This window comes from Dactylosporangium sp. NPDC051485, from assembly GCF_040682015.1.
GTDB lineage: Bacteria > Actinomycetota > Actinomycetes > Mycobacteriales > Micromonosporaceae > Dactylosporangium.
Genome location: NZ_JBFAZW010000008.1, coordinates 58,534 through 83,199 on the forward strand (window position 1 = coordinate 58,534; position 24,666 = coordinate 83,199).

At 72.0% G+C, this 24,666-nt stretch carries 28 protein-coding genes; 13 read left to right on the forward strand and 15 right to left on the reverse strand.

Annotated features, from left to right (window positions below; genetic code table 11):
* Positions 1-86 precede the first annotated feature (86 nt).
* Positions 87-800: a polysaccharide deacetylase family protein gene (locus AB0M46_RS06285; protein ID WP_363333262.1), complete on the reverse strand. Its 714-nt coding sequence runs from the start codon at positions 798-800 to the stop codon at positions 87-89.
* Between the two features lie 136 nt (positions 801-936).
* Between AB0M46_RS06285 and AB0M46_RS06290 the strand changes: the two genes are divergently transcribed.
* The 5 genes from AB0M46_RS06290 to AB0M46_RS06310 all read left to right on the forward strand — a co-directional run bounded on the left by AB0M46_RS06290 (position 937) and on the right by AB0M46_RS06310 (position 4,311).
* Positions 937-1,587, forward strand: coding sequence for a TetR/AcrR family transcriptional regulator (locus tag AB0M46_RS06290; protein ID WP_363333263.1), 651 nt, complete (start codon positions 937-939; stop codon positions 1,585-1,587).
* Between the two features lie 59 nt (positions 1,588-1,646).
* The gene (locus tag AB0M46_RS06295; RefSeq protein ID WP_363333264.1) at positions 1,647-2,729 is read left to right on the forward strand and encodes an XRE family transcriptional regulator; all 1,083 of its coding nucleotides are present in this window, start codon (positions 1,647-1,649) and stop codon (positions 2,727-2,729) included.
* A 73-nt stretch (positions 2,730-2,802) separates the two neighbouring features.
* Positions 2,803-3,171, forward strand: coding sequence for a metalloregulator ArsR/SmtB family transcription factor (locus AB0M46_RS06300; protein ID WP_363333265.1), 369 nt, complete (start codon positions 2,803-2,805; stop codon positions 3,169-3,171).
* Positions 3,155-3,652, forward strand: coding sequence for an SRPBCC family protein (locus AB0M46_RS06305; RefSeq protein WP_363333266.1), 498 nt, complete (start codon positions 3,155-3,157; stop codon positions 3,650-3,652). Before AB0M46_RS06300 ends, AB0M46_RS06305 begins: the two co-directional genes overlap by 17 nt.
* A complete protein-coding gene (locus AB0M46_RS06310; RefSeq protein WP_363333267.1) occupies positions 3,649-4,311 on the forward strand; it encodes a hypothetical protein in 663 nt (220 codons plus the stop codon). The genes AB0M46_RS06305 and AB0M46_RS06310 overlap by 4 nt, the downstream gene beginning before the upstream one ends.
* Here the strand turns inward: AB0M46_RS06310 and AB0M46_RS06315 are convergent.
* The 3 genes from AB0M46_RS06315 to AB0M46_RS06325 form a co-directional block, all read right to left on the reverse strand.
* Entirely contained in the window at positions 4,287-4,418 is a 132-nt protein-coding gene (locus AB0M46_RS06315; protein WP_363333268.1) for a hypothetical protein, read from the reverse strand. The two genes, AB0M46_RS06310 and AB0M46_RS06315, sit on opposite strands and share 25 nt — an antisense overlap.
* A 74-nt stretch (positions 4,419-4,492) precedes the next feature.
* On the reverse strand, positions 4,493-5,251 hold the full coding sequence (locus tag AB0M46_RS06320; protein WP_363333269.1) for a hypothetical protein: 759 nt from the start codon (positions 5,249-5,251) through the stop codon (positions 4,493-4,495).
* A 47-nt stretch (positions 5,252-5,298) separates the two neighbouring features.
* Positions 5,299-5,574, reverse strand: a complete 276-nt coding sequence (locus tag AB0M46_RS06325; protein WP_363333270.1) for a hypothetical protein — start codon at positions 5,572-5,574, stop codon at positions 5,299-5,301.
* A gap of 65 nt (positions 5,575-5,639) precedes the next feature.
* Between AB0M46_RS06325 and AB0M46_RS06330 the strand changes: the two genes are divergently transcribed.
* Positions 5,640-6,233 (forward strand): thymidine kinase, encoded by a 594-nt coding sequence (locus tag AB0M46_RS06330; protein WP_363333271.1) that lies wholly within the window; start codon positions 5,640-5,642, stop codon positions 6,231-6,233.
* Here the strand turns inward: AB0M46_RS06330 and AB0M46_RS06335 are convergent.
* Positions 6,203-8,431, reverse strand: a complete 2,229-nt coding sequence (locus AB0M46_RS06335) for an EAL domain-containing protein (RefSeq protein ID WP_363333272.1) — start codon at positions 8,429-8,431, stop codon at positions 6,203-6,205. The two genes, AB0M46_RS06330 and AB0M46_RS06335, sit on opposite strands and share 31 nt — an antisense overlap.
* 86 nt (positions 8,432-8,517) lie before the next feature.
* On the opposite strand from AB0M46_RS06335, the gene AB0M46_RS06340 reads away from it, so the two are divergent.
* From AB0M46_RS06340 to AB0M46_RS06355, 4 genes are all read left to right on the forward strand, one after another.
* Positions 8,518-8,811: a metal-sensitive transcriptional regulator gene (locus tag AB0M46_RS06340; protein WP_344620031.1), complete on the forward strand. Its 294-nt coding sequence runs from the start codon at positions 8,518-8,520 to the stop codon at positions 8,809-8,811.
* Positions 8,804-9,307 carry a hypothetical protein gene (locus tag AB0M46_RS06345; RefSeq protein WP_363333273.1) on the forward strand — a complete coding sequence of 168 codons (504 nt, stop codon included), beginning with the start codon at positions 8,804-8,806 and terminating at the stop codon, positions 9,305-9,307. The genes AB0M46_RS06340 and AB0M46_RS06345 overlap by 8 nt, the downstream gene beginning before the upstream one ends.
* Before the next feature lie 90 nt (positions 9,308-9,397).
* Complete coding sequence (locus tag AB0M46_RS06350) at positions 9,398-10,171, forward strand: hypothetical protein (protein WP_363333274.1); 774 nt, start codon at positions 9,398-9,400, stop codon at positions 10,169-10,171.
* Between the two features lie 182 nt (positions 10,172-10,353).
* Positions 10,354-11,007 (forward strand): MOSC domain-containing protein, encoded by a 654-nt coding sequence (locus AB0M46_RS06355; RefSeq protein WP_363333275.1) that lies wholly within the window; start codon positions 10,354-10,356, stop codon positions 11,005-11,007.
* Here the strand turns inward: AB0M46_RS06355 and AB0M46_RS06360 are convergent.
* From AB0M46_RS06360 to AB0M46_RS06380, 5 genes are all read right to left on the reverse strand, one after another.
* The gene (locus AB0M46_RS06360; protein ID WP_363333276.1) at positions 10,990-11,853 is read right to left on the reverse strand and encodes a class III extradiol ring-cleavage dioxygenase; all 864 of its coding nucleotides are present in this window, start codon (positions 11,851-11,853) and stop codon (positions 10,990-10,992) included. The two genes, AB0M46_RS06355 and AB0M46_RS06360, sit on opposite strands and share 18 nt — an antisense overlap.
* Positions 11,854-12,011: 158 nt before the next feature.
* Complete coding sequence (locus AB0M46_RS06365) at positions 12,012-12,230, reverse strand: hypothetical protein (RefSeq protein ID WP_363333277.1); 219 nt, start codon at positions 12,228-12,230, stop codon at positions 12,012-12,014.
* A 60-nt stretch (positions 12,231-12,290) separates the two neighbouring features.
* Complete coding sequence (locus tag AB0M46_RS06370; RefSeq protein WP_363333278.1) at positions 12,291-12,950, reverse strand: phosphotransferase; 660 nt, start codon at positions 12,948-12,950, stop codon at positions 12,291-12,293.
* Between the two features lie 115 nt (positions 12,951-13,065).
* Positions 13,066-13,674, reverse strand: a complete 609-nt coding sequence (locus tag AB0M46_RS06375) for a response regulator transcription factor (protein ID WP_363333279.1) — start codon at positions 13,672-13,674, stop codon at positions 13,066-13,068.
* 81 nt (positions 13,675-13,755) lie between these two features.
* Positions 13,756-14,574: a M20/M25/M40 family metallo-hydrolase gene (locus tag AB0M46_RS06380; protein ID WP_363333280.1), complete on the reverse strand. Its 819-nt coding sequence runs from the start codon at positions 14,572-14,574 to the stop codon at positions 13,756-13,758.
* A 348-nt stretch (positions 14,575-14,922) separates the two neighbouring features.
* On the opposite strand from AB0M46_RS06380, the gene AB0M46_RS06385 reads away from it, so the two are divergent.
* Positions 14,923-15,129, forward strand: coding sequence for an RNA-binding S4 domain-containing protein (locus AB0M46_RS06385; protein ID WP_363333281.1), 207 nt, complete (start codon positions 14,923-14,925; stop codon positions 15,127-15,129).
* A 273-nt stretch (positions 15,130-15,402) separates the two neighbouring features.
* Here AB0M46_RS06385 and AB0M46_RS06390 read toward each other — a convergent pair whose 3' ends face one another.
* Positions 15,403-16,239, reverse strand: a complete 837-nt coding sequence (locus AB0M46_RS06390) for an NADP-dependent oxidoreductase (RefSeq protein WP_363333282.1) — start codon at positions 16,237-16,239, stop codon at positions 15,403-15,405.
* A 265-nt stretch (positions 16,240-16,504) separates the two neighbouring features.
* Here AB0M46_RS06390 and AB0M46_RS06395 point away from each other — a divergent pair, with 265 nt between their 5' ends.
* Positions 16,505-16,834: a hypothetical protein gene (locus tag AB0M46_RS06395; RefSeq protein WP_363333283.1), complete on the forward strand. Its 330-nt coding sequence runs from the start codon at positions 16,505-16,507 to the stop codon at positions 16,832-16,834.
* A 120-nt stretch (positions 16,835-16,954) separates the two neighbouring features.
* Positions 16,955-18,700: a cytochrome c oxidase subunit I gene (gene ctaD, locus AB0M46_RS06400; protein WP_363333284.1), complete on the forward strand. Its 1,746-nt coding sequence runs from the start codon at positions 16,955-16,957 to the stop codon at positions 18,698-18,700.
* A gap of 836 nt (positions 18,701-19,536) precedes the next feature.
* On the opposite strand, the gene AB0M46_RS06405 is transcribed toward ctaD, so the two are convergent.
* The 4 genes from AB0M46_RS06405 to AB0M46_RS06420 form a co-directional block, all read right to left on the reverse strand.
* Positions 19,537-19,914 (reverse strand): STAS domain-containing protein, encoded by a 378-nt coding sequence (locus tag AB0M46_RS06405; RefSeq protein ID WP_345139434.1) that lies wholly within the window; start codon positions 19,912-19,914, stop codon positions 19,537-19,539.
* Positions 19,915-20,128: 214 nt separating this feature from the next.
* Complete coding sequence (locus tag AB0M46_RS06410) at positions 20,129-20,701, reverse strand: isochorismatase family protein (RefSeq protein WP_363333285.1); 573 nt, start codon at positions 20,699-20,701, stop codon at positions 20,129-20,131.
* Positions 20,698-22,002, reverse strand: a complete 1,305-nt coding sequence (locus tag AB0M46_RS06415; RefSeq protein WP_363333286.1) for a nicotinate phosphoribosyltransferase — start codon at positions 22,000-22,002, stop codon at positions 20,698-20,700. The genes AB0M46_RS06410 and AB0M46_RS06415 overlap by 4 nt, the downstream gene beginning before the upstream one ends.
* Before the next feature lie 35 nt (positions 22,003-22,037).
* Positions 22,038-24,662 (reverse strand): LuxR C-terminal-related transcriptional regulator, encoded by a 2,625-nt coding sequence (locus tag AB0M46_RS06420; protein WP_363333287.1) that lies wholly within the window; start codon positions 24,660-24,662, stop codon positions 22,038-22,040.
* Positions 24,663-24,666: the final 4 nt, after the last annotated feature.

A 24,666-nucleotide genomic window follows, 5' to 3' on the forward strand; every position in this document is an offset into this window, starting at 1 on the left:
CCGCGAAGAGGTCCATGCCGCGCATTGCGGCGCGCTACCCGCAATCCGCGCCCGTAACCCCGGCGCCGCCCGGACTACCCCGGCCGCTACGGGAGGTGGTGGCTCATCCGGGCCAGACGTAGCCCCTGCCGCTCGCACTCGCCGGCGACCGCCGGCAGCGCGCCGAGGGCGCAGCGCCAGGAGCCGGGGGTCGCCGCGTGGTCGCTGTCGTGCAGCAGCAGGGTGGCGCCGCCGCGGATGCCGCCGGTGCGCAGGTGGGACAGCACCGTCTCGGTGGTGGCGCCGGCCTCCCAGTCGCGGCCCCAGGCGCTCCAGAGCACCGGACGCAGGCCGAGCCGGGCGCCCGCGGAGAGGCTCGCGGCGCAGAGGATGCCGTACGGCGGGCGGAACCAGACCGGCGGCACCCCGCACGTACGCAGGATCAGATCGGCCGTGCGCGCGAGATCGTCGTAGACCCGGCCCGGCGTCATCCGCAGGTGATCGCGGTGGGTCCAGCCGTGCACGCCGATCTCGTGCCCATCCTCGTGGATTCGGCGCAGCAGGCCGGGCGCCTTCGACGCCAGGGAGCCGAGCACGAAGAACGTCGCGGGGATGCGAAGCTTCGCCAGCGAGCCGAGGAAGGCCGGCGTGGACCGGGGATCCGGGCCGTCGTCCAGAGTGAGCGCGACGCTGCCCGGGCGGCCGACGCCGCTGAGTGCCCGCAGGTGCCGGCGCACCTGGGGCAGCGCCGTCACCGCGGGGCCGGCGTGCAGCGCCGCGACGGCCGCGCACGCGCCGATCGCCAGAAGCCGTTTCCTCACGCCGGTACGCCCCCCGCCCTTACCCGCCGCTGGCCGAGATTCGGCGCTACTACCCGCCGCCGCGGCGGTGAAACGGGGCTGGCACGCTATGACTATCGTCGATGAGGCGAGTCGACCGGCGAGAGAGGGGCACTCGATGGCCCGTACGACGTCCGCGCAGCCGGAGTCGAGTCGGCGCCGGCAGCGCTGGGCCGACGGGTACGACCCCGAGAACACCCGCAACTCGCTGATCGCCAGCGCGCTGGAGCTGATCGAGCGCCGGGGCTTCGACCGCACCTCGGTGCAGGAGATCGCCGAGCGGGCCCGGCTCACCAAGGGGGCCTTCTACCACCACTTCGAGAGCAAGGACGACCTGCTGCGCCACATCCAGGACGAGTACCTGGAGGCCCAGCTCGCCGCCATCCGGCGCATCGAGTCCGGCAACGACGACCCGAAGGCCCGTGTGGCCGAGCTCATCCGGTTCAGCCTGACCAGCGTGGCCGAGTACCGGGCGCACGTGACCATCTTCTACCAGGAGCGGCGGTACCTGACCGGCGAGCTCTTCGCCGAGGTGACCCGCAAGCGCGACCTGGTCGAGGCCGCCTTCGCCGCAATGGTCGCCGACGGCATCGCCCGCGGGGCGTTCCGGCCGGACGTCGACGCCCGGATCGCGATGCTCGGCCTGGTCGGCATGTGCGCGTGGGCGTACCAGTGGCTCAACCTCAGTGGCCCGCTGAGCGTGGACGAGGTGGCCCGCCAGTTCGGCGCGATGGTCCTGCAGGGCCTCGAGGCGCCGCCCGCCGGCTGACGCCGGGCCGCACACGGTGGGGCAAGGCGCAGACGGCCCCGCTCCGACATGATGTGGGCGTGGACGAATCGGAGCGGGAATGGCTCGAGGTGCGGGCGTATCTGCAGGAGCATCGGTTCCGGCTCGGGGTGGAGGCGGCCGGCGAGTTCGACGGGCATCTCAAGGTGTTCGGCACGCCGCTGGTCGCGCGGGCCGAATGGGTGCCCGATCGGCCCGTGCCGCTGGGGGACGTACAACTGCGGCTCATTGACGAGCGGCGAAGCGTGCCGACGAGCCGGGAGCTCGGGGCGGTGCTTCCCGAGGGCGACGAGCACTACAGCGACGCGTTCGGGCGGCTGGCGGCGCCGCGGGTGTTCCAGAACCGCTCGACGTACCGGCTGGTCGACGTCGACAAGGGCGCCGGCCTGCTCACGTTCTCCGACGGGTCGTACTTCGACAGCCTCGACGCCGGCGAGGCGAGCGGCCACGCGTTCGCGGCCGAGCGGCTCGGGCGGGACGGGGGCGGGATCCGCCGGGCGGTCGGGGACCCGTGCGACCCGCAACGGCGCGGGATGAATCTGGCGGTCAGCGCGCTCACCGTGCGGTACGACCCGGAACCTGACTCGGCCGAGTTCTTCCTGCACTGGCGGGACCCGGCCAAGGTCGGGCACGCGGGCGGGCTCTATCAGGTCGTGCCGTCCGGCGTGTTCCAGGCCTCCGGGGACGGGGCGTGGAACCGCGCGGCCGACTTCTCGCTGGTGCGATTCCTGGCCCGCGAGTACGCCGAGGAGCTCGGCGGCCGGGACGAGGAGTACGACAACGCCACGCACGGCATCGACTACGACGCGTGGCCGTTCGCGCGGGACTTCGTGGCCGCGCTGGACAGCGGGGGCGCGCGGGCCTGGTGCCTCGGCATCGGGGTCGACCCGCTGACCTTCGCCACCGACCTGCTCGCCGTCGTGGTGTTCGACGCGGCGGTCTTCGACGGGCTCTTCGGTCGGGTCGTCGCAGACAACGACGAGGGGCGGGTGCTGGCCGGGCGGCCGTTCACCGAGGCGGAGGTGCACCGGTTCGTCGAGGGCGAGCCCATGCAGGCGGCCGGGGCGGCCATCCTTGCCGGCGCCTGGCAGCACAGAGAGGTACTCCTGCCGCACCGATCGTGACGCCAGCCGGTCCCGGCGGGTGCTTTTCCGGCGTGTGGCTTGACGCATTCCGTTATCGGCATACGATTGAGGCATGGCACGGGCGGCAACGACCTCGGATGCGTTCAACGCGGTGGCCGAGCCCTGGCGGCGGGAGATCCTCGATCTCCTGGCCCGGGGCGAGCGGCCGGTGGGCGACCTCGTGCGGGTGCTCGGCCTCGCGCAGCCGCAGGTCTCCAAGCACCTGCGCGTGCTGCGCGAGGTGGACCTCGTGCGGGCACGCGACAACGGCCGCCAGCGGGTGTACCGGCTGAATCCGGCCCCGCTGAAGGGCATCCACGACTGGGTGGCCGGCTACGAGCGGCTGTGGAACGAGCGCTTCGACCTCATGGACGAGGTGCTGGACGAATTGATGCTTGACGAATCAACGGAGGGGGAGAACGGCAATGACGTCGACGACTAAGGGGACCGCGAAGGTCACGCTTCCCGAGGACAACCAGATCCTCGTGACCCGGGAGTTCAACGCGCCCAAGGCGCTGGTCTGGCGGGCCTACAACACCCCGGATCTGGTCAAGCGGTGGTGGGCCGGTGACCGGGGAGAGGTCGTCAGCGCCGAGATCGACCTTCGGGTCGGGGGCGGATGGCGGTACGTCATGATCGGCGCCGGCGGCTCCGAGGTGGCCTTCCGGGGCGAGTACCGCGAGATCGCCGCCCCGGACCGGCTGGTCAACACCGAGATCTTCGAGGGGCTCCCGGACCCGGACGACCACCCGAGCCTGATCACGGTCACGCTGAACGAGCAGGACGGGCGCACCCACTTCCGCATGCTGTGCGAGTACGGTAACCAGGCCGACCGCGACGCCGTCATGGAGTCGGGCATGGAGAACGGCATGCAGGAGTCGTTCGATCACCTCGAGGAAGTGGCTTGCAAGCTCGATATGTGAAGTGGGACGAGGCCGTCGAGATCTTCCGGCGGCGGGGGCTGCCGGAAGAGACCTACCGCAACCTCTACCAGGAGGAGTACATCCTCCACCCCGGCCCGGCGAGGGTCGACGGCCCGTTCCCGCTGAACTTCCACGAGGACGCGCACCCGTGGAATGCCGACACGCCCGAGGCCGCCACGGGGTACATCGTCGACGGCGACCTGACGATCGAGGGCAACCTCTACGACGAGGACGATGGGGCGGCCGCGCTGGTCGTGCTCGGCAGGCTGAAGGCCCGTGACGTCTTCTTCGGGTGCGATACGAAGCTCATCGTCCTCGGCGACGTTGAGGTGGGCCTCTTCGCCGGCGAGATGACCGACAAGCTCGTCATGCTGCACGGCGACCTGCGCACCGTGGTGACCGCGCTCGACGCCGAGTTCGAGCCGGATCTTGTCGCCGGCACGCACTCCGGGCGGTTGGTCGCGCCGGCGTACGTCGACCTCGACGTCGAGGACGCCACCGCCGGCCGTCCACTGTCTGACCTGCTGGTCGACGAGGTCATCTCGGGAGACGGCGTCGACTTCGACGCGCTACGCGAGCGGGTGCCGGCGGGCGAGCCGGTCATCCGCCCCGGGCTCGCCGCCGGCGGCGGGCGTCAGAGCGGCTCGTCGGAGTCGTAGCAGGGGGTGGCTGCGGGCGGCTCGGCGTCGCCGCGCCCGCAGCCACCCAGCACGGCGGCGGCCAGGAGCAGGCACAGCATCCGCCGCTGCGAGATCGGCGACAGCAACCACCAGATGACGGGTTGGCTGGTTTGCGTGTCGGCCGAGGCGGGCGGGCCCGGTACAAGCGTGATGCGGTGGGTCAGGAGCGGACCGGGGCCGCGTGGAAGGCCGGGGACGTGTGCTCCGCCGGGACGGCCGTCGCCTTGCGCAGGCGGAGCTCGGCCTCGAAGGACTCGTCGTCCAGGCTGCGCTTGGCCGCGGCGGCCATGTCGGCGGCGTTGGCCGTCTGGCGCTCGATCTCCGACGCCTCCTGGTAGGCCTGGAACTTGCGGTCGCGGACCACCCGGCGCAGGTGCAGCTCCTGGGCGAAGGGGTGCGCCGCCGGGTCCCAGCCGTTGCGGTGCATCAGGGCGTCGGCCAGGTTGGCGGCCGAGATCTCGCCGCGGTCGTGTGCGGCGTTGGCGAGCCGGACCAGGTGGCGGCGGCGGATGTCCGGGTCGTCCTCGGCCAGCGGGAAGGCGTTGGCCCGGCGCAGGCGGTGAACGGCCTGCTCGGTCTCCTCGTACGCGCGCCACGCCGCCTCCTGCGTGTGCTGGGCGGCCTCCCACTCGCCGCGCCGGCGCTCGGCCATGACCATCGCGCGCTCGGCGGCGACGGCGAGCTCCGCGCTGTACCGCTGCAGCTCCTCGATCTCCTTGGCGGTGCGCTCTATCTTGGCCTGCCGCTCGCGGATGGCCTCGGGGTCGCGCACGGCCTTGCGCAGGCGGCTCCACCAGGACGGGCCGCCCGAGCCGCGGCGGGAGAACACGGTCAGGATCAGGAACGTGACGATGACGGCCGCCAGCAGGGCCAGCCAGATCGCCAGGGCTTGTTGCACGCCGGTGGAGAAGTTCTGCATGGGAGGGGCACCTCGGGGGGACGAGACCGGTCAGGGTGGGATTCGTCTCACACCAGGGGTGCTGGTGGGGCGCGACCCGGAGTGGCGCCTACGTCACGGCCGGTGAGCGGGGCGGGGGTCGGGTGGGCGACGACGGCGGTGGGGATTTCCGCGGCCGCGGGTCGCTCCTCGACAGTGGCCGCGGGCGCGGAAGTGGCCAGGGATATGGCGACCGGCGGGCGAAGGTCCACTGTGGATGGCGGGGCGGTGGTGGTGAAGCCGGCGCCGAGGATCAGGGCACAGATGGCCAGCGCCAGCCGCCTCACTCCACGCCCCAGGATCACCACTCAAACATGCCCGGTCCCGCCGAAGGCCGCAACCCGGACGATCGGCGGTATCTTTTCTCGCCGTGGATCTGACCGTCATCCTCGGGCCGATGAAGAGCGGCAAGTCGCTCGAGCTCGTGAGCCTGTTATCGCCGTTGCAGTACACGAACGCGCGGCACCGCGTGTTCCAGAGCGCGCGGCACGTGCGCGACGCCGGGGTGGTCTCGCGCAGCGGGGCGGCGCTGGCCACCGTCAAGGCCACCTCGCTGGCGACGGCGCTGGACGAGGAGCTCGACGTCGTCGGGATCGACGAGGTGCACATGTTCGCGCTGAGCGACATGGTCGTCGTGCGGCGGCTGCTGGAGCGCGGCACCCGGGTGGTGGCCGCCGGCATCGACCTCGATCACCGCGGGGAGCTGTTCGCGCCGGTGCGGGCGCTGCTGGAGCTGGGGCCGGCGAGCGTGACCTACCGCCGCGCGGTGTGCGACCGGTGCCGTTCCTTCTCCGCCGTGTACACCCAGGTGCTGGAGCACGGCGAGCCGATGGTCAGGGAGCTGGCGCCGTCGACCGCCCTGCCGGACGACGGGACGTACACGTACGAGGCCCGCTGCCGCACCTGCGTCGTGCTGCCGTCGTCCGCGAGCGTTCAGGCCGCCGCGGACTCGAGCACGAACTGAGGGCTGGGCACCGGGCGGCCGAAGTGGTAGCCCTGCGCGTAGCGGTACCCCAGGCGGTAGAGCTCCCGGGCCTGCTCGGCGGTCTCCACCCCCTCCGCGATCGCGTCCAGGTTGAGTCCGTCGCTGACGTTGATCAGCGCGGTCGCGATCACCGCGTGCCGCCCCGCCATCGTGACGTTGTCGACGAAGGACTTGTCGACCTTCAGGATGTCGACCGGGCACGTCTGCAGCAGGCCCAGCGACGAGTGGCCGGTGCCGAAGTCGTCCAGCGCGATGCGCACGCCCAGCCGGTGCACGGCGTCGAGGGCCTCGATCGCCCGGCCGCCGCCGAAGACGGCCGTCTCGGTGACCTCGATGGCGAGGCGGTCCGCGGGCAGTCCCGTGGCCGCCAGTACCGCCGCGACCACCTCCGCGAAGTCGGGCTCGGCCAGCTGCCGGGCCGAGACGTTCACGCTGACCTTGCCGGGCGCGGCGTTACCGAGGGTGGCCATCCAGGTGGCCGCCTGTGAGCACGCCTCCAACAGGATCCAGGCGCCGAGCTCGACGATCTGCCCGTTGCGCTCGGCGACCGGGATGAAGTCGGCCGGGCTCATGAAGCCCAGCTCCGGGTGGTGCCAGCGGATCAGCGCCTCGACCCCGGCGATCTCGCCGCGCGGCAGGGCCACGATCGGCTGGTATACCAGCTGGAACTGCCCCTGGTCCAGCGCCTCGCGCAGCTGCGCGCCGAGCCGGGCGTGCTCGGAGGCGCGCTGGTCGAACTCGGCCCGGAAGCGCTCCTGGCGCGACTGGCTCTCCTTGGCGGCGTACATGGCCACGTCGGCCCGGCGCAGCAGCTCGAACGGGTCCCGCGTGCCGGCCGCGTCGGCCACCCCGATGCCGGCCTGGACCAGCAGGTGGTGCTCGCCGGCGTAGACCGGCTGCTCGAGGGCGGCGGCCAGCTCGGACACCAGCGCGTCGGCCGCGGTCCGGCTCGTGTCCGGCATCAGTACGGCGAACTCGTCCCCGCCCAGCCGGGCCGCCACGTCGCCGGGGCGCAGCACGCCGGTGAGCCGCCGGCCGACCGCGGCCAGCAGCTGGTCGCCGACGGCGTGCCCGAGCCCGTCGTTGATCCGCTTGAAGTCATCAAGGTCGATGAAGGCGACCTGCGGGTGGCCGCCGCAGTCCAGCTCGTCGCGGATGAGCTCCTCCAGCAGCCGCCGGTTGGGCAGGCCGGTGAGGTCGTCGCGCATGGCCAGCTCGGCGAGCTGCTCGGACTGCGACTGCACCTTGCGCACCAGCCCCGCCATGCGCACCACGACCAGCAGGAACAGGGCCACGGCGACCACGCCGATGGCGAGCCAGTCCATGTGGTGCACCCCGGCCAGGCCCTGACCCAGCAGCAGCACCGGGGCGATCAGGGAGCTGATCGCCAGTACCGCCAGACGCGCCACCGACAATGTGGTCTCCAGCGCGTCGACCGGCTCGCTCAGCGCGCCCATGGACCGGTGCAGCGCCGCCCCGCCGAGCGCGACATAGGACGACAGCCATCCGATCTCCAGGATTCCCGGCGGTACCTCGGCGTAGGTGGACAGCACCGAGTAGCTCACGTCGGTGGCGAACATCAGCACCAGGCCGGCCACGAACAGCCAGTAGCTCGTCGTGCGGGCCGCCCGCCCGGTCAGCAGCCGGGCCAGCAGCACCAGCAGCACGACGTCGGCGAACGGGTACGCCAGCGAGAACGTGCGGTGGATGAACGACACGTTCCCGGCGTCGGCGATCGGACGCATCGCGAAGACCCAGAGCAGCAGCCCGCCGCCGGAGGCGGTGATGCACGCGTCGATCACCCCGGCCCGGTCCCGCCCCTGCGCGCGCAGCAGCAGCCACATGCCGACCGCCAGCGGCAGGTACGCGCCCAGGTAGAAGACGTCGGCCAGGGAGGGGATGGGCGCGGTGCCGGTCCGGTGGGCGTAGACGCCGTACGTGACGTCGCCGAGCGACCAGATGCCGAGGCCGGCGGCGAACCAGTACCAGATCGCCCTCCGCGCCGGCCGGTTGCGCCGCACGCCGAGGAGCACCATGATCACGGCCCCGAGCCCGACCGCCTCGTACGCAAGGTTGGCGAGGTGGGAGTTCTGGGGCAACAGCGGGTACGCGGCGGCCGCGAAGCCGCCCACCAACAACCAGACGAGCCAGAGGCGCCCGGTCAGCCACTCTCCCACGGGAGGGCTATCGGCAGCCGCCGGACCGCTCTTGAGGGTTTTTATACCCCCAGGGGGTTACTAGCTCGACCGGTATGCTTACCGGTATGACGAGCCCGACGCCGCGCGGGTACACCGCGACCAAGGACCAGCTGCAGAGCCGCCTGCGCCGCATCGAGGGCCAGGTCCGCGGCGTGGAGAAGATGGTCGAGGACGACCGGTACTGCATCGACGTGCTGACCCAGATCAGCGCGATCCAGGCGGCGCTGGACAAGGTCGCGCTGGGGCTGCTCGACGACCACGCCCGCCACTGCATGCACCACGGCGCCGAAGAGGGCAAGGGCGAGGAGATGGCGACGGAGATGATGGCCGCGGTGGGCCGTCTGCTGCGGCGTGGTTGAGTACGACTTCGTCCGCCAGACCGACGGCTTCACCTGCGGCCCCACGGTGGCGCTGGTGGCCTCCGCGGCGCTGGACCCGGCGTACGGCGCGACCGTGCGCGACCCTTCCGCCGAGCAGCACCGGATCCATGCCGCGGCCAACCGCCTCTGGCCGCGCAAGCTGGGCACGACGCCGTGGGGCGTGGCCGCGGCGATCTCCGCGCACACGGCGGCGCTTGGCGTTCGGTACGGCTGGCACCTCTTCCGGGGCGACCTGCGCGCGGCGCTGGCCGCGGTGGAGTGCGACTGGCCGGTGGCGATGCTCATCGGGGCGGGCATCCCGCGGCACTGGGTCCTCATCGTGGGGCACTCGGACGGGGTGCTGCGGTGCTTCAACCCGGCGCGGGGCTCGGTCGCGAGTGTGCCGGTCCCCGACGTGATGCACCGGCGGCTGGGGCCGCTGGGCTTTCCGCGGGCCTTCGCGCTGGTCCTTCCGACCCGCACCGTTCGGACCTGAACAACCCCCACTCCGGCTGCCGCCGTTTCAAGGTCAAGTCGGTTCGACCACCTGTAACGTGGACGTAACTCTTCGTCATCGGGGGCGGTCATGGGCATCGAGCTGTCGGTCGTTGCGGGGCTGTGTTACGCGTCGTCCAGCGTCAACGCCACCGGCGTGGACCGGCACGCGACGAGCCCGGAGGAGGCGGAGCTCTTCGGGCTCGGCGGCGATGCGCTCGCCGAGGCCGTCGCCACCTGCCTCGGCCGGGCGCCCGACCGGGTCCAGCTCGACGGGCTGCTGCACGGCACGCACGGCTGGGCGCCCGTGACCACCACGATCCGCGTGGCCAGCGCGTCGGTGACCGGGGTCGGGTCGGAGCCGGTGGCGCAGCCGATCGGCGAGGGCGCCACGATGACCGCCACGGCCGCGCATCTCTGGTCGCCGATCGGCGGGATGGTGGCGGCGGAGGCGTTGCGGTATGACATCGAGGCCCCCGACGGCCAGCGGCTCACCTATGAGCACCGGTGGGGCGCCGACACCGTCGAGTCGTCCACCGTGGCGCTGGCGGGGGCGGCCCCCGGCGACGAGCTGCTCGCGCTGCGCATGGACCTCGGCGTGCGGGTGGTGTACGACGCGTACCTCAGCGGCGACGTCGCGGTCGTCTTCCGGGACGGCCACGAGGGGCACCGGGTGTGGGGGGTCGACATCGGCACGATCATGGCGGCCGGCGGGCTGCCAAATGGGCGCAACTTCGCGGAGAACCTCGGCGTGCGGTACCTCGCCGGGGCCCGGGTCGTGCACGCCGGGCCGGGCGGCACGCTCAGCACCGTCGGCGGGCCGGGCATCCGCGCGGGCGAGGACCTGGCACTGGTCAACGCGTAACAACTAAGGCCTGTTTCATAGCTGGGGTGGGAGCGAGGCGGAGTCCAGATTTCGTCTGGTGGTGGCCCGCGGGAGCCAGGCTACCGGTGTTGTAGCCGGGCTTCCGCGGGACGCCGCCAGGCGGAATCTGGGCCCGCCGCAGCCCCGCCTCAGCTATGAAACAGGCCTTAGAGTCTGCAGGCGTGGCCCATCTGCTCTCGGTCAATGTCGGCACGCCCACCCTGACCGAGCACTCCGACGTGCCGTACACCGGCATCGACAAGCGCCCGGTCGAGGGCCCCGTGGCGATCGCCGTGCCCGGCCCGCGGGGGACCGAGCCGACCGGCGTGGCCGGGGACCGGATCTGCGACACCCGCCATCACGGCGGCCCCGACCAGGCCGTCTACGCCTACGCCCGCGAGGATCTCGACAGGTGGGCCGGCGAGCTCGGCCGGGAGCTGCCCGGCGGCGTCTTCGGCGAGAACCTGACCACGTCCGGGCTCGACGTCACCGGCGCCCGGATCGGCGAGCGCTGGCTGATCGGCGAGCGGACCGTGCTCGAGGTCTGCGCGCCCCGGATCCCGTGCCGGACGTTCGCCGGCTGGCTGGGGGAGCGCGGCTGGATCAAGCGGTTCACCGAGCGGGCCGAGCCCGGGGCCTACCTGCGCGTGATCGAGCCGGGCGAGGTGCGCGCCGGCGACGGGATCCGCCAGGCGTACGTCCCGGAGCACACCGTCACCGTCGGCCTGGCGTTTCGCGCGCTCACCACCGAGCCCGACCTGCTGCCCCGGCTGCTGGAGGCCGGCGAGGCGCTGCCGGCCCGCACCCGTGAGAAGGTGCTACACCGTCTGCAGTGAGCGCTTGGACAGGCCCATGAAGTACCCCTCGATGACCGACCGCACCGGGGCGTCGGGCCGGTCGGCGGCGCCCAGGGTGACGAACAGCGGCGTGTAGTGCTCGACCGTCGGGTGGGCGAACGGCATGCCGGGGGCCTGGCTGGCGAAGCGGCTCAGCGTGTCGACGTCGCCGCGGGCCAGCGCGTCGGCCGCCCACGCGTCGAAGTCCTCCGACCAGCCGGGCGGGTTCCCCGCGCCGCTCCAGTGCGCCCGGGTCAGGAACGGCAGGCCGTGGGTCATGAAGCCGGAGCCGATGACGAGCACGCCCTCCTCGCGCAGCGGGCGCAGCCGGCGGCCGAGCTCCAGCAGGCGGTCCGGGTCGTGGGTCGGCAGGCTCAGCTGCAGCACGGGGACGTCCCCGAGCGGGTACATCACCATCAGCGGCACCCACGCGCCGTGGTCCAGGCCGCGGCTGCTGTGCTCGTGCAGCGGCTCCGAGTCGGGCATCGCCGCGGCGACCCGCTGCGCGAGCGCGGTGGCGTCCGGCGTCTCGTACTGCAGCGTGTAGAACACCGGCTTGAAGCCGCCGAAGTCGTACACCAGGGGCGTCCCCGCCGCCGTGGCCGACACGCTGAGGGGCGCCGACTCCCAGTGCGCGCTCACGATGAGGATGGCCTTCGGCTTGGGCAGGTCCAGCGCCCAGTCCAGCAGCTGGCGCATCCAGGCGGCGTCCTCCAGCAGGGGCGGGGCGCCGTGGCTGAGGTACAGGCTGGGCAGCGGCCCATCCTCGGGCGTCCAGGCCCGCTGGTCGCGGCTGGCGGGCACCGCGACAGAGAGGTGCTGCTCGAGAAGGGGCAATGCGCTCATGTCCACCAGGCTACCGCTTTAGTTGAGCGCTCAACAAGGCCCGATAAGTCGGGCGCTCCGCGCCGCGACTTATCGGATTTATACCTCGTCGGGAGAAATGTCTGAAATTCTTCGTCTTCTTGGGAACGGGCTGGTGAAAACGGGCAAAGGGGCAGAAGTCAGCCGGTGGCGAGGTCCGCGGCGCGGTACAGGGCCTCGGCGACGGCCCGGGTCTCCTCGGCGCCGTAGACGAGCAGGAGCTCGCGGTCCGGCCCGCCGTGCCGGTCGGTGGTGGTCGCGCGCTCCACGACGACGCGCGTGGTGGTGAGCTGGTCGTCGACGGAGATGTCCATGTCGGCCACGCCGATGTCCACCTGACGGACGAAGAGTTCTTCCATGAGCAACAGCGTGGCGCCGGTCGCGCCCCTGCAACGCCGCCCCATGCGGGTTATTCGGCCTCAGAAGTGGGCGCGGACCGAGGTGGTGACCAGGAGCTTGGCCTCCTGGAGATGCGCCTTCTCCTCGGCGGTGACGTTCGGGTCGGCCAGGCGGCGGTGGGCGGCCGCCTCCAGCTGGGACAGCGGGTTGTCCCGCGTGCAGCTCAGCAGCGTGGCGAGGAACGGCTCGGCCCGGTTGGCGAAGGGGCCGGGAAGGACGGCGACGGCCGCGATGATCAGCGCGGTCATCGCCACGTCGAGCTCGGGCGGGCCTTCGGTGCTGTTGCGCCAGTCGATGACCACGGGCCCGCCCTCGGTCATGACCACGTTCTCGGGGTGCAGGTCCAGGTGCAGGATGCGGGTGCCGGGGTCGGTGGCCGCGCGGACCCGGACCTTGTGCAGCCGCTCCAGCAGGTCGGCCAGGACGGTGGCGCCGGCGCGCAGGTCGAGCGTGGCGTCGCCGAGTGCCTGCAGCATGGTCGGGCCCTCGAGGCGCTCCATGACCAGGTCGGCGCCGTCGGCCTCGTACACGCGCGGGACCGGGTAGCCGTGATCGGAGACATACCGCATCATTGCTGCCTCGGCGGTCACGTCGCCGCCGCGCCGATAGCGCCGCAGGACTCGCCGCTCATCGAGCGCATAGACGTCCGCGTCGCGGCCGCTGGCGAGTAGTGCGGTCATGCCGCGACTCTACGTCCTGGGGCCCGATCGTTCAGCCCTTGGGCGACAGCCATCCACAATCGTCACACGCTTGTCAAGAAGGTCATGAATCTCAAGGCCGCGAGGGCACAACGCCTCAGAGCCAACCGTTTTCGTCGGCTAAGCGGACGGCCTCCGCCCGGGTGCGGGCGCCGGTCTTGCCGATCGCCGCCGACAGGTGGTTGCGCACGGTGCCCTCGGACAGGCCGAGCTGGCCGGCCACGTCGGCCACCGTGCCGCCCTCCCGCGCGGCCCGCAGCACGTCGGCCTCCCGCGGTGTGAGCGGGCTGTCGCCGCTGGCCAGGGTCTCCGCGGCCAGGGTCGGGTCCACCACCCGCAGGCCGGCGGCGATCCGGCGCACGGCGTCGGCCAGCTGGCGGGCCGGGGTGTCCTTGACCACGAAGCCCGAGGCCCCCGCGGCCATCGCCCGGCGCAGGTACCCGGGCCGGCCGAACGTCGTCACCATGAGCACCCTGCACGAGGGCAGGGCCCGGCGCAGCTCGGCGGCGGCCGAGATGCCGTCCAGGCCCGGCATCTCGACGTCGAGCAGCGCCACGTCGGGACGATGCTCCCGGGCGGCCGCGACCACCGCGTCCCCGCGGCCGACCTCGGCCACGACGGTGAGGTCGGGCTCGAGGTCGAGCAGCGCGGCGAGCGCACCGCGCACGAGCGCCTGATCGTCGGCGATCAGCAGTCGGATGGACACCCCAGCATGGTGCCACGCCGGCCGCGCCCTTCGGAGGCAACGATCATGAGCGCGGGCCGGGAGCCATGTGCGTGAAATGCGTCACTGCGCCAGGTCGGTGATCGTCCGCACGGAGGCGTTGACGACGGCGGCCGCGAAGGCGTAGTCGAGCGTGTCGGCGGTGTCGCCCGACCGGTGGTAGTTCGGGTTGCGGTAGTCGGCGGTGTCGGTGACCAGCAGCGAGCGCCGGCCGGTGGTCCAGTACGGCACGTGGTCGCTGCGCATCGCCACCTCCCGGGCGAACTCCGGCAGCACCAGCGGCAGGGCCGGCACCTCGACGCGCCTGGCGAACGCCTCCAGCAGCCCCTGCGAGGCCTGGTCGGCGACCAGCGCGATGAAGTCGCCGCGCGCCGGCGGCTCGATGAAGCCGGCCAGCTCCTCGGGGAAGCGCTGCTCCGGCGCGGTGTACCCGATCATCTCGAAGATGATCGACTCGGTGTCGGGCGTGATGCGGGCCATGTGCGCGGTGCTGCCGTCGAAGTCCTCCTCCTCGCCGCCGAAGAGGCAGAACCGGATCGTGCGGGCCGGCAGGTCGGCGTCGCGCAGCGCCCGGGCGGCCTCCAGCACACCGGCCACGCCACTCGCGTTGTCGTCGGCGCCGGGGCTGGTCGCGACCGTGTCCCAGTGCGCGCACAGCTCGACGGCGTCGTCGGAGGTGCCGCCCTGGATCTCGGCGACGAGGTTGACCTGGTGCAGCTCGCTGCCGTAGCGCTCGACGCGGACCGCGAGGCCCAGGCCGCCGAGCTGGTCGCTGATGTACGTCAGGGAAGCCGGCACCCCGGCGGTGTCCTCGTACCGCGGCCCGCGCGCGGTCAGCGCCTCGACGTGGGCGCGCAGCCGTTGCGGCGAGATCGTGATCACGGCCACAGGTTAGGGCAATCCTGGAAAGAGGGCAGCCCCCGAGGTTCCCGCGCAGATTGCGCGTGGCCGGTCGGACTCAACCGGAAAGCCTCGGGGGCTGGGTAACTGTCTCGTATTCGCCGGCCGCCATCCGGGCGAACCGCACGAAGTGCGAGTCCAGAGGACGGCGACTAGCGGACAGCCACCTCACGAGTCCCATTGCTACACAACTTTGGACCACCTCCTTTCCCGTGTACGCCCAACCTAGCCAGCCGCGCGGATCATCGGCAACGCCTTTTCGGTAGCAGTCGGGGAGTAGCGGTTGGTTAGGCTCCGTCCGACCCGTCCCCGACACCGTTGGAGGCCCCGATGAGAGACGTCGAGATCAGGGGCGACATGATCCGCCTCGGCCAGTTCCTGAAGCTCGCCGACGTGCTGGAGTCCGGCGGCGAGAGCAAGGAGCTCATCGGCGAGGGCGAGGTCACCGTCAACGGCGAGGTCGACACCCGCCGCGGCCGCCAGTTGCACCGGGGCGACGTCGTCGAGGTCCTCGGCCAGACCCTGCGGGTCGCCTGAAGATCGGGTACTCAGGAACTTCACAGCGCCGTCTTGGCCTGTGCCCAGGTCCGCGGCTCATGCTCTACGTGTGACCGGCGCCGGAAAGCCGGAAGCCTCCCTGGATGGTCCACCGGCGCACGGTCACGCCAACGTCACTCATGACGTCGCCGAGCTGGGGTGGTCAGCTGAGGGCGGCGCTGATGCGGTCGAGGTCGGGGCACCACCTGCCGGGGGTGTTCCCGGCCTCGACTGTGTTACGGCCCTTCGCTCTTGCCCCCGGGCCTCCCGTGCTTACGGGGTCAGCACCACCTTGCCGCGCACTTTGCCCGTGTCGAGCAGGCGGTGCGCGTCGGCCGCCTCGGCCAGCGGCAGCTCCCGGTGCAGCGAGACCCGCAGCAGCCCGCGATCGGCCAGATCGGCCAGCCAGCGCAGGTCGGCCGCGGACGGCTCCGGCGCCACGTACCGCCCGCCGGCCGTCGCGATGGCCGGGTTGACCGCCGACACCGCCCGCGCGGGGTCCCGCACCTGCCGCAGCGCCGCCGCGGTGGCCTCCCCGCCGATCATGTCGACGGCCACGTCGACGGGCTCGTCCCGCTCGATCGGCTCGGCGCCGAGCTCCCTCAGGAAGTCGTGATCGGCCGGGTCCGCGGTGCCCAGCACCCGCTCGGCCCCCAGTGCCCGGGCGATCTGCACCGCGAAGTGCCCGGCCCCGCCCGCCGCGCCGTGGATCAGCACGACGTCGCCCTCGCCGGTGCCGGCCGCCCGCAGCGCCTGCAGCGCGGTCATCGCGGGCTGGGGCAGCGCGGCGGCCTCGACGAACGTGAGACCGGCCGGCTTGTGGGCGGCGGCGCCCTCGGCGACCGCCACCCGTTCCGCGTACGCGCCTTCGGCGTGCGCGTACACCTCGTCGCCGACGACGAACCCGGTCACCCCCTCGCCGCGCCCGACCACCACGCCGGCCAGGTCGCGGCCGGGGACAGGATCGACGGTCAGGTCGTTGCGCTCGACCCCCGCCGCGCGCACCTCCACGAGGAGCTGGTCGGCGGCGGGGCGCGGGTCGGGGACGTCCTGCAGGGACAGGGCGCCGGCGTCGTGCGCGGTCAGCGTGATGGCCTTCACGCCTTCCATGTCTAGCGGTTGCGGGCCCCCGTGCAGGCCGATACCGCGAGGTCGGGCGGGTGAGATCCGCTCAGGCGGGCACCGGGGCCGGCGGATCGCCTGGGAGCGATTTCCATCTCGCGGCGTCACGTACCGCTTCCGTTGTGTCAGCGCAAGGTTTCGCCACCGGGCTTCGGCCGGCAAATTTCGGCGCCCGCCTCGACGCGGCGACCTCGGATCTCTAGCCTGCTGGAGCAGATAGCTCCCTCTCGTAACCCCCTACTGGGAGGCAGTCATGCGTGACTGGATCGCCGCCATCGTCGCCGCGCTCGGGGTCCTGCTGGTCCTCGCCGGCGGCGCGCTCATCTTCTGGCAGGCCCTCGGTGAGGCCCGCCCGTTCAAGCCGGCGGCGCCGTTGCCGGAGTCCGAGTACACCCCCGGCTACGCGTCGGACGCGCCCGCACCGCAGCCGGCCGCGGTGCCCGTGAGCAGCAGGTTGTTCGGGGCGGTGAAAAGCCCGACTTCGGCTGATCGACTGATCTTCTGGGGGATCATCTTGTTGGTGCTGTCGGCCATCGCGGCCGGCGCGATCAGCTTCGACCTCGGGGCCAAGGGCGGTAGCTGAACCCCAGCGATTCCGTGTCGGGTGGACGGACTATCCTGCCTGCGGGGTGACGTGTTGATCGCACGGCGCCTCGCGGAGCTGGGTTCGCCCAGCTGGTTCAACAGCCTCAGGAGGCCTTTCGTGACCACCGTCGCACCGAAGCCGATCGTCACCAGGCCTTGGCCGGTGCACAAGCCGGTCAAGGGCTCGGCGTTCGCTCGGCTGCTGCGCACTACGGACGCGAAGCAGATCGGCCTGATGTACCTCGTCACGTCGTTCGTGTTCTTCATGATCGGCGGGTTCATGGCCCTGCTGATGCGGGCCGAGCTGGCCAGGCCGGGCCTGCAGTTCCTCTCGCCTGAGCAGTACAACCAGCTGTTCACCATGCACGGCACGATCATGCTGCTGTTCTTCGCGACGCCGGTCGTGTTCGCCTTCGCGAACTACATCACGCCGCTGCAGATCGGCGCGCCCGACGTGTCGTTCCCCCGCCTCAACGCGTTCGCCTACTGGCTCTACGCGTTCGGTGGGTCGGTCACGCTGATCGGCTTCCTCACCCCGGGCGGCGCGGCCGACTTCGGCTGGTTCGCCTACGCCCCGCTCAACAGCATCACCAACTCGCCCGGCGTCGGCGCCGACCTCTGGATCGTCGGCCTGGTCCTCTCCGGCCTCGGCACCATCCTCGGCGCGGTCAACATGATCACCACCGTGCTGACCCTGCGCGCGCCCGGCATGACGATGTTCCGGATGCCGATGTTCACCTGGAACATCCTGGTGACCAGCGTCCTGGTGATCATGGTCTTCCCGATCCTGGCCGCCGCGCTGCTGGCGCTGGAGGCCGACCGCCGCCTGGGCGCGCACGTCTACGACGCCGCGACCGGCGGGGCGATGCTCTGGCAGCACCTGTTCTGGTTCTTCGGCCACCCCGAGGTGTACATCGTGGCGCTGCCGTTCTTCGGCATCATCACCGAGGTCATCCCGGTCTTCAGCCGCAAGCCGGTCTTCGGCTACAAGGGCCTCGTCGGCGCGACGATCTCGATCGGCGCCCTGTCGATGAGCGTGTGGGCGCACCACATGTTCGCCACCGGCCAGGTCCTCATGCCGTTCTTCTCGTTCCTGAGCTTCGTCATCGCCGTTCCGACCGGCATGAAGTTCTTCAACTGGATCGGCACCATGTGGCGCGGCCAGATCACCTTCGAGACGCCGATGCTGTTCGCGGTCGGCTTCCTGGTGACCTTCCTGTTCGGTGGTCTCTCCGGCGTACTGCTGGCCAGCCCGCCGATCGACTTCCACGTCTCCGACACGTACTTCGTGGTCGCCCACTTCCACTACGTGCTCTTCGGCACGATCGTGTTCGCCGTCTACTCCGGCGTGTACTTCTGGTTCCCGAAGATGACCGGCCGCATGCTCGACGAGCGCCTCGGCAAGGTCCACTTCTGGCTCACCACGATCGGCTTCCACACCACGTTCCTGGTCCAGCACTGGCTCGGCACCCAGGGCATGCCCCGCCGGTATGCCGACTACCTGGCCACGGACGGCTTCACCACGCTGAACATGATCTCGACCATCGGCGCGTTCATCACCGGCCTGTCGACGCTGCCCTTCCTGTACAACGTCTGGAAGTCGTACAAGACCGGCCGCGTGGTCGAGGTCAACGACCCGTGGGGCCACGGCATGTCGCTGGAGTGGGCCACCTCGTGCCCGCCCCCGCTGCGCAACTTCGACAGCATGCCGCGCATCCGCTCGGAGCGCCCGGCCTTCGACGCCAAGTTCCCGGCCCACGCCCCCGGCCACTCGCTGGAGGCCCCGCCCCCGGGCGGCGCCCGGCCCCTGACCCACGAGGCCGACGGCGGCGCCTCGTACCAGGACCACCGGATCGAGGACTAACCACAAGGCAGCCTCTGGACGCCCTCGGAGCCGCAAGGCTCCGGGGGCGTTCCCGTTTCGTCCGGACGCGTTCGCATCGCGCCAGCGGCCCTGTGAGCCGCCTTCACGCCCTCCGCGGGGCCGGCGGGCAGCGAGCCCCGGTGGCCGTTCCTCCGTGGGGAGCGCATCCCGGCGTCGGTGGCCCGTCCTACATCGCTCCGTGGGGATCGGCGGTCCTTGAGCCTCGGCGCCGGCAGCCGTTGTGGGGCGAGCCTTGCCGGTTGCGCCGCTCGCCCGAGGACCGCACCGTGGCCAGCGTGCCCGGCGACTCGGGTGAGGCCCTGAACCTCCCCTGGGACACGCCTCCGTGGGGAGCGCGGCCGGCAGGTAGGCCCGGCGCCAGTGGCCGCTGTGGGGGCGCCTGCCGTCGTTCCGGGGGGAGCGCGGTGGGCAGTGGGCCCTGGCTGTGGGCGCGCCTTCTGTCGTGCCGTGGGGCGCCGGGGCAGTGCGTCGCGGCGTCGGTGGCCCTGGTGGGCGAGCCTTCCGTCGTTCCGGCGAGCCGCGATCTCGGCGCTCGTTGTGGCGCGTCTTCCGCCCCGCTGCGGGACCCTGTGGGAGGCGGCGGGGCGACCACTCCGTTCGTACCCGAACGGGTGAGGGGACCGGCCGACCGACAGGTCATGAAATTTCCGGTAAATTCGGGCGCAGGTCACTCGATCGGGGGCGACGGCCTGGGTAACGCTGCGTAGGTACGCGAGTAATGGAGCGCCACCGCCGGGGTGTGAGCGGGGCGCTCCATTACGTCGTCGTCAAGAGGTTCGGCCGGAGCCGGGGAGAGAACTACCGAAGGTGATCGGTCAGGCGGGCTGCGTCACGCCGCGCTCGCGCGGGGCGGGCAGTCGACCGGACACGGTGCCGGGCGGGATCGGCACGCCGAGGATGTCGCTCACGCCCACCACGGCGAAGAGGCGCGCGATGAACGGGTTGGGCCGGCGAATGTCGAGCTTAACGCCCATGCTGTGGCAGATGCGCTTGGCAACGACGAGGGTGCCGATGCCGGTGGAGTCGAGGAACGTGACCCCCGCGAGGTCGATGACGAGGAGGTCGATGCTTCCGTCGAGCACTGAGCTCACTGATGTGCGGAGCTCCTGAGCGGTCTCATAGTCGATTTCGCCACTCAGCGTCAGCACTGACTCCCGCTGATCCGAAGGGCGAGTCTCGATCGACAACTTCACGTGACCCTCCTGGTGCTGAGCCGTCCACCATGGACGACCCTTTGAGGTCCCGCAAGCGTAGCGAAGTCTAGCCATTTTCGCCACGCTCCGTGTAGGTGCTCCTTACGTTGTGACGTGAAAACACCTCACGTTGTTTTGCGGAACCGCTTGCCGGGATGACGGTACACGTCGGTTGTTACACGGCAAGTCCAGCCACGTGCCATCCGCCGGACGGTCAACTCCCCGCAACGACCGGTTCACCGATCAGGGACACGCCGGCGTCGCGCAGCTCTACCAGGGCGGATGCGGTCGTGGCAGCCTGGACGCCGGCCGTCAGGTGTAGCAGCACGGTCGTAACAAAGCCCTCACGCACCGCATCGAGGGCGGTGGCGCGCACGCAGTGGTCGGTCGCGATGCCGACCACGTCGACGTCGGTCACGCCCCGCTCGCGCAGCCAGACGGCCAGGCCCTCGCCGCCGGCCGAGCCCTCGAAGCCGGAGTAGGCACCGCTGTACGACCCCTTCTCGAACACGGCCTCGACCTTGGACGTGTCCAGCGCCGGGTGGAAGCCCACGCCCTCGGTGCCGACCACGCAGTGCGCGGGCCAGGTGCTGACGTAGTCCGGGTGCTCGGCGAAGTGCGCGCCGGGATCGATGTGGTGGTCCTGGGTGGCCACGACGTGGTCCCACGGCCCGGCGGCGAGCGCGTCGGTGATCGCCGCGGCGACCCCGGCCCCACCGGCGACGGCGAGCGACCCGCCCTCGCAGAAGTCGTTCTGCACGTCGACCACGATCAACGCCCGAGTCATGCGGAGCCTCCCGAAACGATGGTGCCCCCCGTAACGATCACCGGAACCGCCGGGTCGCCGGCGGAGAGCTTGAGCCCCTCCCAGGGGATGGAGATGAGGCACTGTCGCAGGTGCTCGCGCGACTCGGGAAGCGTCGGCAGGTCGGCCACCCGCTCGCCGCCGCGCAGGAACGGCCGCTGCAGGGCCCGGTCGTGCGGCTTGGCCTCCGGGCTGCCGAGCGAGACGACGACCTCCTCGGTCGCGGTGCCGGTCGGCTTGTGCCGCCGCACCGCCGTCTTGCGCCCGCCCACGGTGCCCTTGTTCTCCGAGCGCTTCACCACCGGCCGGCCGTCGACCTCGACGAGCTTGTACACCAGGCCGGCCGTCGGCGCCCCCGAGCCCACGACCACCGCGGTGCCGGCCCCGTAGACGTCGACCGGCTCGGCGGCCAGGGCGGCGATCGCGTATTCGTCCAGGTCGCCCGAGACCACGATCTGGGTGTCGGTGGCGCCGAGGGAGTCCAGCAGCGCCCGCGACTCCGAGGCGAGCACCGAGAGGTCGCCGGAGTCGATGCGCACGGCCCGAAGGTCGGCGCCGGCCACCGCGATCGCGTTGCGGATGCCCTGCGCGATGTCGTAGGTGTCGACCAGCAGGGTGGTCTGCTTGCCCAGGGTCGCCACCTGCGAGGCGAACGCCGCCTGCTCCGAGTCGTGTAGCAGCGTGAAGGCGTGGGCGGCGGTGCCGGTGGTCGGGATGCCGTAGCGCCGGCCGGCCTCGAGGTTGGACGTGAACGCGAAGCCGGCCAGATACGCCGCCCGGGCCGCGGCGACCGCGGACTCCTCCTGGGTGCGCCGCGAGCCCATCTCGACCACGGCGCGCCCGCGGGCGGCGGTGACCATCCGGGCCGCGGCGGCCGCGATCGCGCTGTCGTGGTTGAGCACGGACAGGATCAGCGTCTCCAGGACCACGCACTCGGCGAACGTGCCGCTGACGGTCAGGATGGGGGAGCCGGGGAAGAACAGTTCGCCCTCGGCGTAGCCCTCGACCTCGCCGCTGAAGCGGTACTGCCCGAGCCACGCCGCCGTCGCCTCGTCCACGATGCCGCGCGAGGAGAGGAACTCGATCTCCTCCGGGCCGAAGCGGAACGACTCGATGAGGTCGATGAGCCGCCCGGTGCCGGCCACGACGCCGTAGCGACGCCCGGTCGGCAGGCGGCGCGCGAACACCTCGAAGACGCAGTGCCGGTCGGCCGTGCCGTCGCGCAGGGCGGCGGACAGCATCGTCAGCTCGTAGTGGTCGGTCAGCAGCGCGCTACTCGTCACGGCTCAAACATATTCCACCCGCAATAGGACGCCGGTCACTCCTCCGGTGGCAGGGAGCGCAGGGCGGCCGCGAGCTCCGCCCGGCCGGTCACGCCCAGCTTGGCGTACACCCGCATGAGGTGGTTGTCGACCGTACGGGAGGACAGGTACAGCTGGTCGGCGATCTCCTTCGACGGCACCCCGGCCGCGGCCAGCCGCGCGATCTGCCGCTCCCGGCCGGTGAGCATCGGCTGCGGCACCACCAGGGCCGGCGTCACCGCGTTGGGGCACTCGGCGCGCAGCTCGGCCAGGCGCTGGGCGGCCCGCGGTGTCTGGGGCGAGCGGATGCCGCGCAGCAGGGTCACCGCGCCGGCGGCGGCCTCGGCGGCGTAGAGGTACAGCTCCAGCTCGGCCAGCTCCTCGGCCACCGAGAGCAGCGCGCCGCCGTCCTCCTCGGCCATCGCCCGCACGTGCCAGGCCATGGCCGGGGCGAGCCGGCCCTCCACGGTCTGCGCGACGGCCGTGATCCGCTCGCTCACCTCGGCGGCGAAGCCGAGGCGGCCGAGGTCGTAGAGCGCGAACATCTCGTGCGCGGCGAACCCGTCGCTGCGGTTGCGGGCGGCGAGCAGGCGCAGTACCTCGGCCGCGGTGGCGATGTCCCCGGAGGCGACGGCGACCCAGGCGCGGGCCTCCTCCAGCCACGGGTAGAGCACCTCCATGGAGCGGTAGTGCGCCTCCTCGGCCAGGGCGAAGGCGGCGGTCGCGGAGGCGGCGTCGCCCTGCAGCGCGGCGATGTGGGCCCGCTCGGCGTGGGCGAGGGCCACGAAGATCCTGCCCGTGGCGAGCATGGCGCTGGCCTGGCTGGCCGCCCGGCCTGCCTCGGACAGGTGCCCGCGCATCCGGGCCGCCTGGGCCCGCACGATCTGCAGGTAACCGGAGCCGAGCAGGAAGTTGCCGGCGTCGGCCATGCCGGCGAACTCGGTGGCCACGATCGCGTCGACCGCGGTGAGGTCCGCGGCCAGGATCATGGCCGTGCCGCGGGCCAGTTCGATGCCCAGCTGGATGTACGGCACCTCGGCCCGCCACTGCGCGGCGTCCGCGTCGAGCAGGGCCATAGCCTTGACCGTCTGCACCGGCGTGCCCCGCATCGCCTGCAGGTGGCCCATGATGCTGCGGGCCAGGGCGCGCGGCCCGGGCGCGCTGGCCGGGCTGTCCAGCACCGTGCGGGCCAGGGTGAGCGCCTGCCCGTGGTCGCCGCGGTGCAGCCGCATGGTCGACTCGACCGACAGCGTGAGCGAGCGCTCCCGCAGGTCGGTGAGCTCGTGGGCCTGCCGGTCCATCTCGTCGGCGGTGGAGGAGTCGCCCAGGCCCCACTGCGAGGTGATGTGCCGGATGGCCAGCCAGCGGCTGCGCTGGGCCTCGTCGGTGATCTGGTCCTCGTTCTGGTCCAGGATCATCGCGCCCTCGTCGGGGCAGCTGGCGAACATGAGGATGGTGGCCAGGGTCTCGGCGGCGTCGAACCCGCCACCGGCCGCGACGGCCGCCTTGCCCAGCCGCATCGCCAGCGCCATGTCGTAGGTGGCGAAGGCCAGCCGGCAGGCGTTGAGCAGCAGGACCGGGTCGCGGGCGGTATCGCTGTCCAGCCGCCAGACGGCGACGCGCAGCAGGTCGTCGCGGCGGCGGGCCCCGCTCTCCTCGACCAGCGTGGCCAGGTCGGCCAGCAGGCGCCGGAACCGGGTGACCGGGCAGCGGCGGCGCACGACCTCGCCGTACAGCGGATGCGCCAGCCGGACCGTGGTGCGCCGGTCCTCGACGACCACCCGCACCAGCTGCCGCTCCTCGGCGATCTCGACCGTGGCCAGGTCGGTCGCCTTCACCAGCAGCGGCAGGCCGATCGGCTCGCCGAACGCGACCAGCTCCAGCACCGCCCGCTCCTGCGGGGTGAGCTTGCCGATGCGCGCGTCGACGACCTCGGTGAGCGTCGGGGCCAGGTCGACCTTGCCCGTCCAGCGCTGCATGCCGTAGCTCTCGATGATCTCGCCGGCCGCGTGCGCGGCGATCACCAGCTCGCGCAGCAGCAGGGCGTTGCCCTGGGAGAGCTGCTGCAGGCGGTCCACCGAGGCCGAGTCGACCGGGCCGCCGAGCACCTGCTGCAGCAGGTCGGAGGTCTCCTGCAGGGTGAGCGGGCCGAGCTCGATCCGCTCGACCAGGTCGTCCTTCCACAGCGCGGAGATCGGGTCGTGCACCGACTCGCCCGTGCGCACCGTGCCGATCACGGTGGCGTTCTCGGAGCGGGCCACGTAGTACACCAGCGCGGCCGACAGGGGGTCGAGCAGGTGGGCGTCGTCGATCGCCACGACGATCGGGCGGCCGGCCGCCTGCCGGTGCAGCGCATCGACGGCCCAGCGCAGCAGCCCGGCCGGGGAGCCGCCGGCCGGCTGGTCCGGCGGGAGCACCTGGGCGAGCCCGCCGAGCGGGAGGCCGGCCGTGGCGGCGTTGGCGGTCGCCGTCCAAACCGCAAGCCTGTCCTGGTCAAGGGCCTGGACGCCCTCGCGCAGCAATCGGCTCTTGCCGATGCCGGGCGGGCCGCCGAGAATCAAGCCGCGACCGGTGGCACCGGAGGCGGCCTCGGCTAGGCGGACCAGTTCTGCGTTTCTGCCGACAAAACTCCAGGGGGGCACCGTC

Excerpts from the sequence above, each read along its gene's own strand:
- AB0M46_RS06290 (WP_363333263.1), top strand. The coding sequence starts at position 937 with ATGGCCCGTACGACGTCCGCGCAGCCGGAGTCGAGTCGGCGCCGGCAG.
- AB0M46_RS06300 (WP_363333265.1), top strand. The coding sequence starts at position 2,803 with ATGGCACGGGCGGCAACGACCTCGGATGCGTTCAACGCGGTGGCCGAG.
- AB0M46_RS06305 (WP_363333266.1), top strand. The coding sequence starts at position 3,155 with ATGACGTCGACGACTAAGGGGACCGCGAAGGTCACGCTTCCCGAGGAC.
- AB0M46_RS06320 (WP_363333269.1), bottom strand. The coding sequence starts at position 5,251 with ATGCAGAACTTCTCCACCGGCGTGCAACAAGCCCTGGCGATCTGGCTG.
- AB0M46_RS06340 (WP_344620031.1), top strand. The coding sequence starts at position 8,518 with ATGACGAGCCCGACGCCGCGCGGGTACACCGCGACCAAGGACCAGCTG.
- AB0M46_RS06350 (WP_363333274.1), top strand. The coding sequence starts at position 9,398 with ATGGGCATCGAGCTGTCGGTCGTTGCGGGGCTGTGTTACGCGTCGTCC.
- AB0M46_RS06360 (WP_363333276.1), bottom strand. The coding sequence starts at position 11,853 with ATGAGCGCATTGCCCCTTCTCGAGCAGCACCTCTCTGTCGCGGTGCCC.
- AB0M46_RS06365 (WP_363333277.1), bottom strand. The coding sequence starts at position 12,230 with ATGGAAGAACTCTTCGTCCGTCAGGTGGACATCGGCGTGGCCGACATG.
- AB0M46_RS06370 (WP_363333278.1), bottom strand. The coding sequence starts at position 12,950 with ATGACCGCACTACTCGCCAGCGGCCGCGACGCGGACGTCTATGCGCTC.
- AB0M46_RS06385 (WP_363333281.1), top strand. The coding sequence starts at position 14,923 with ATGAGAGACGTCGAGATCAGGGGCGACATGATCCGCCTCGGCCAGTTC.
- AB0M46_RS06390 (WP_363333282.1), bottom strand. The coding sequence starts at position 16,239 with ATGGAAGGCGTGAAGGCCATCACGCTGACCGCGCACGACGCCGGCGCC.
- AB0M46_RS06395 (WP_363333283.1), top strand. The coding sequence starts at position 16,505 with ATGCGTGACTGGATCGCCGCCATCGTCGCCGCGCTCGGGGTCCTGCTG.
- AB0M46_RS06410 (WP_363333285.1), bottom strand. The coding sequence starts at position 20,701 with ATGACTCGGGCGTTGATCGTGGTCGACGTGCAGAACGACTTCTGCGAG.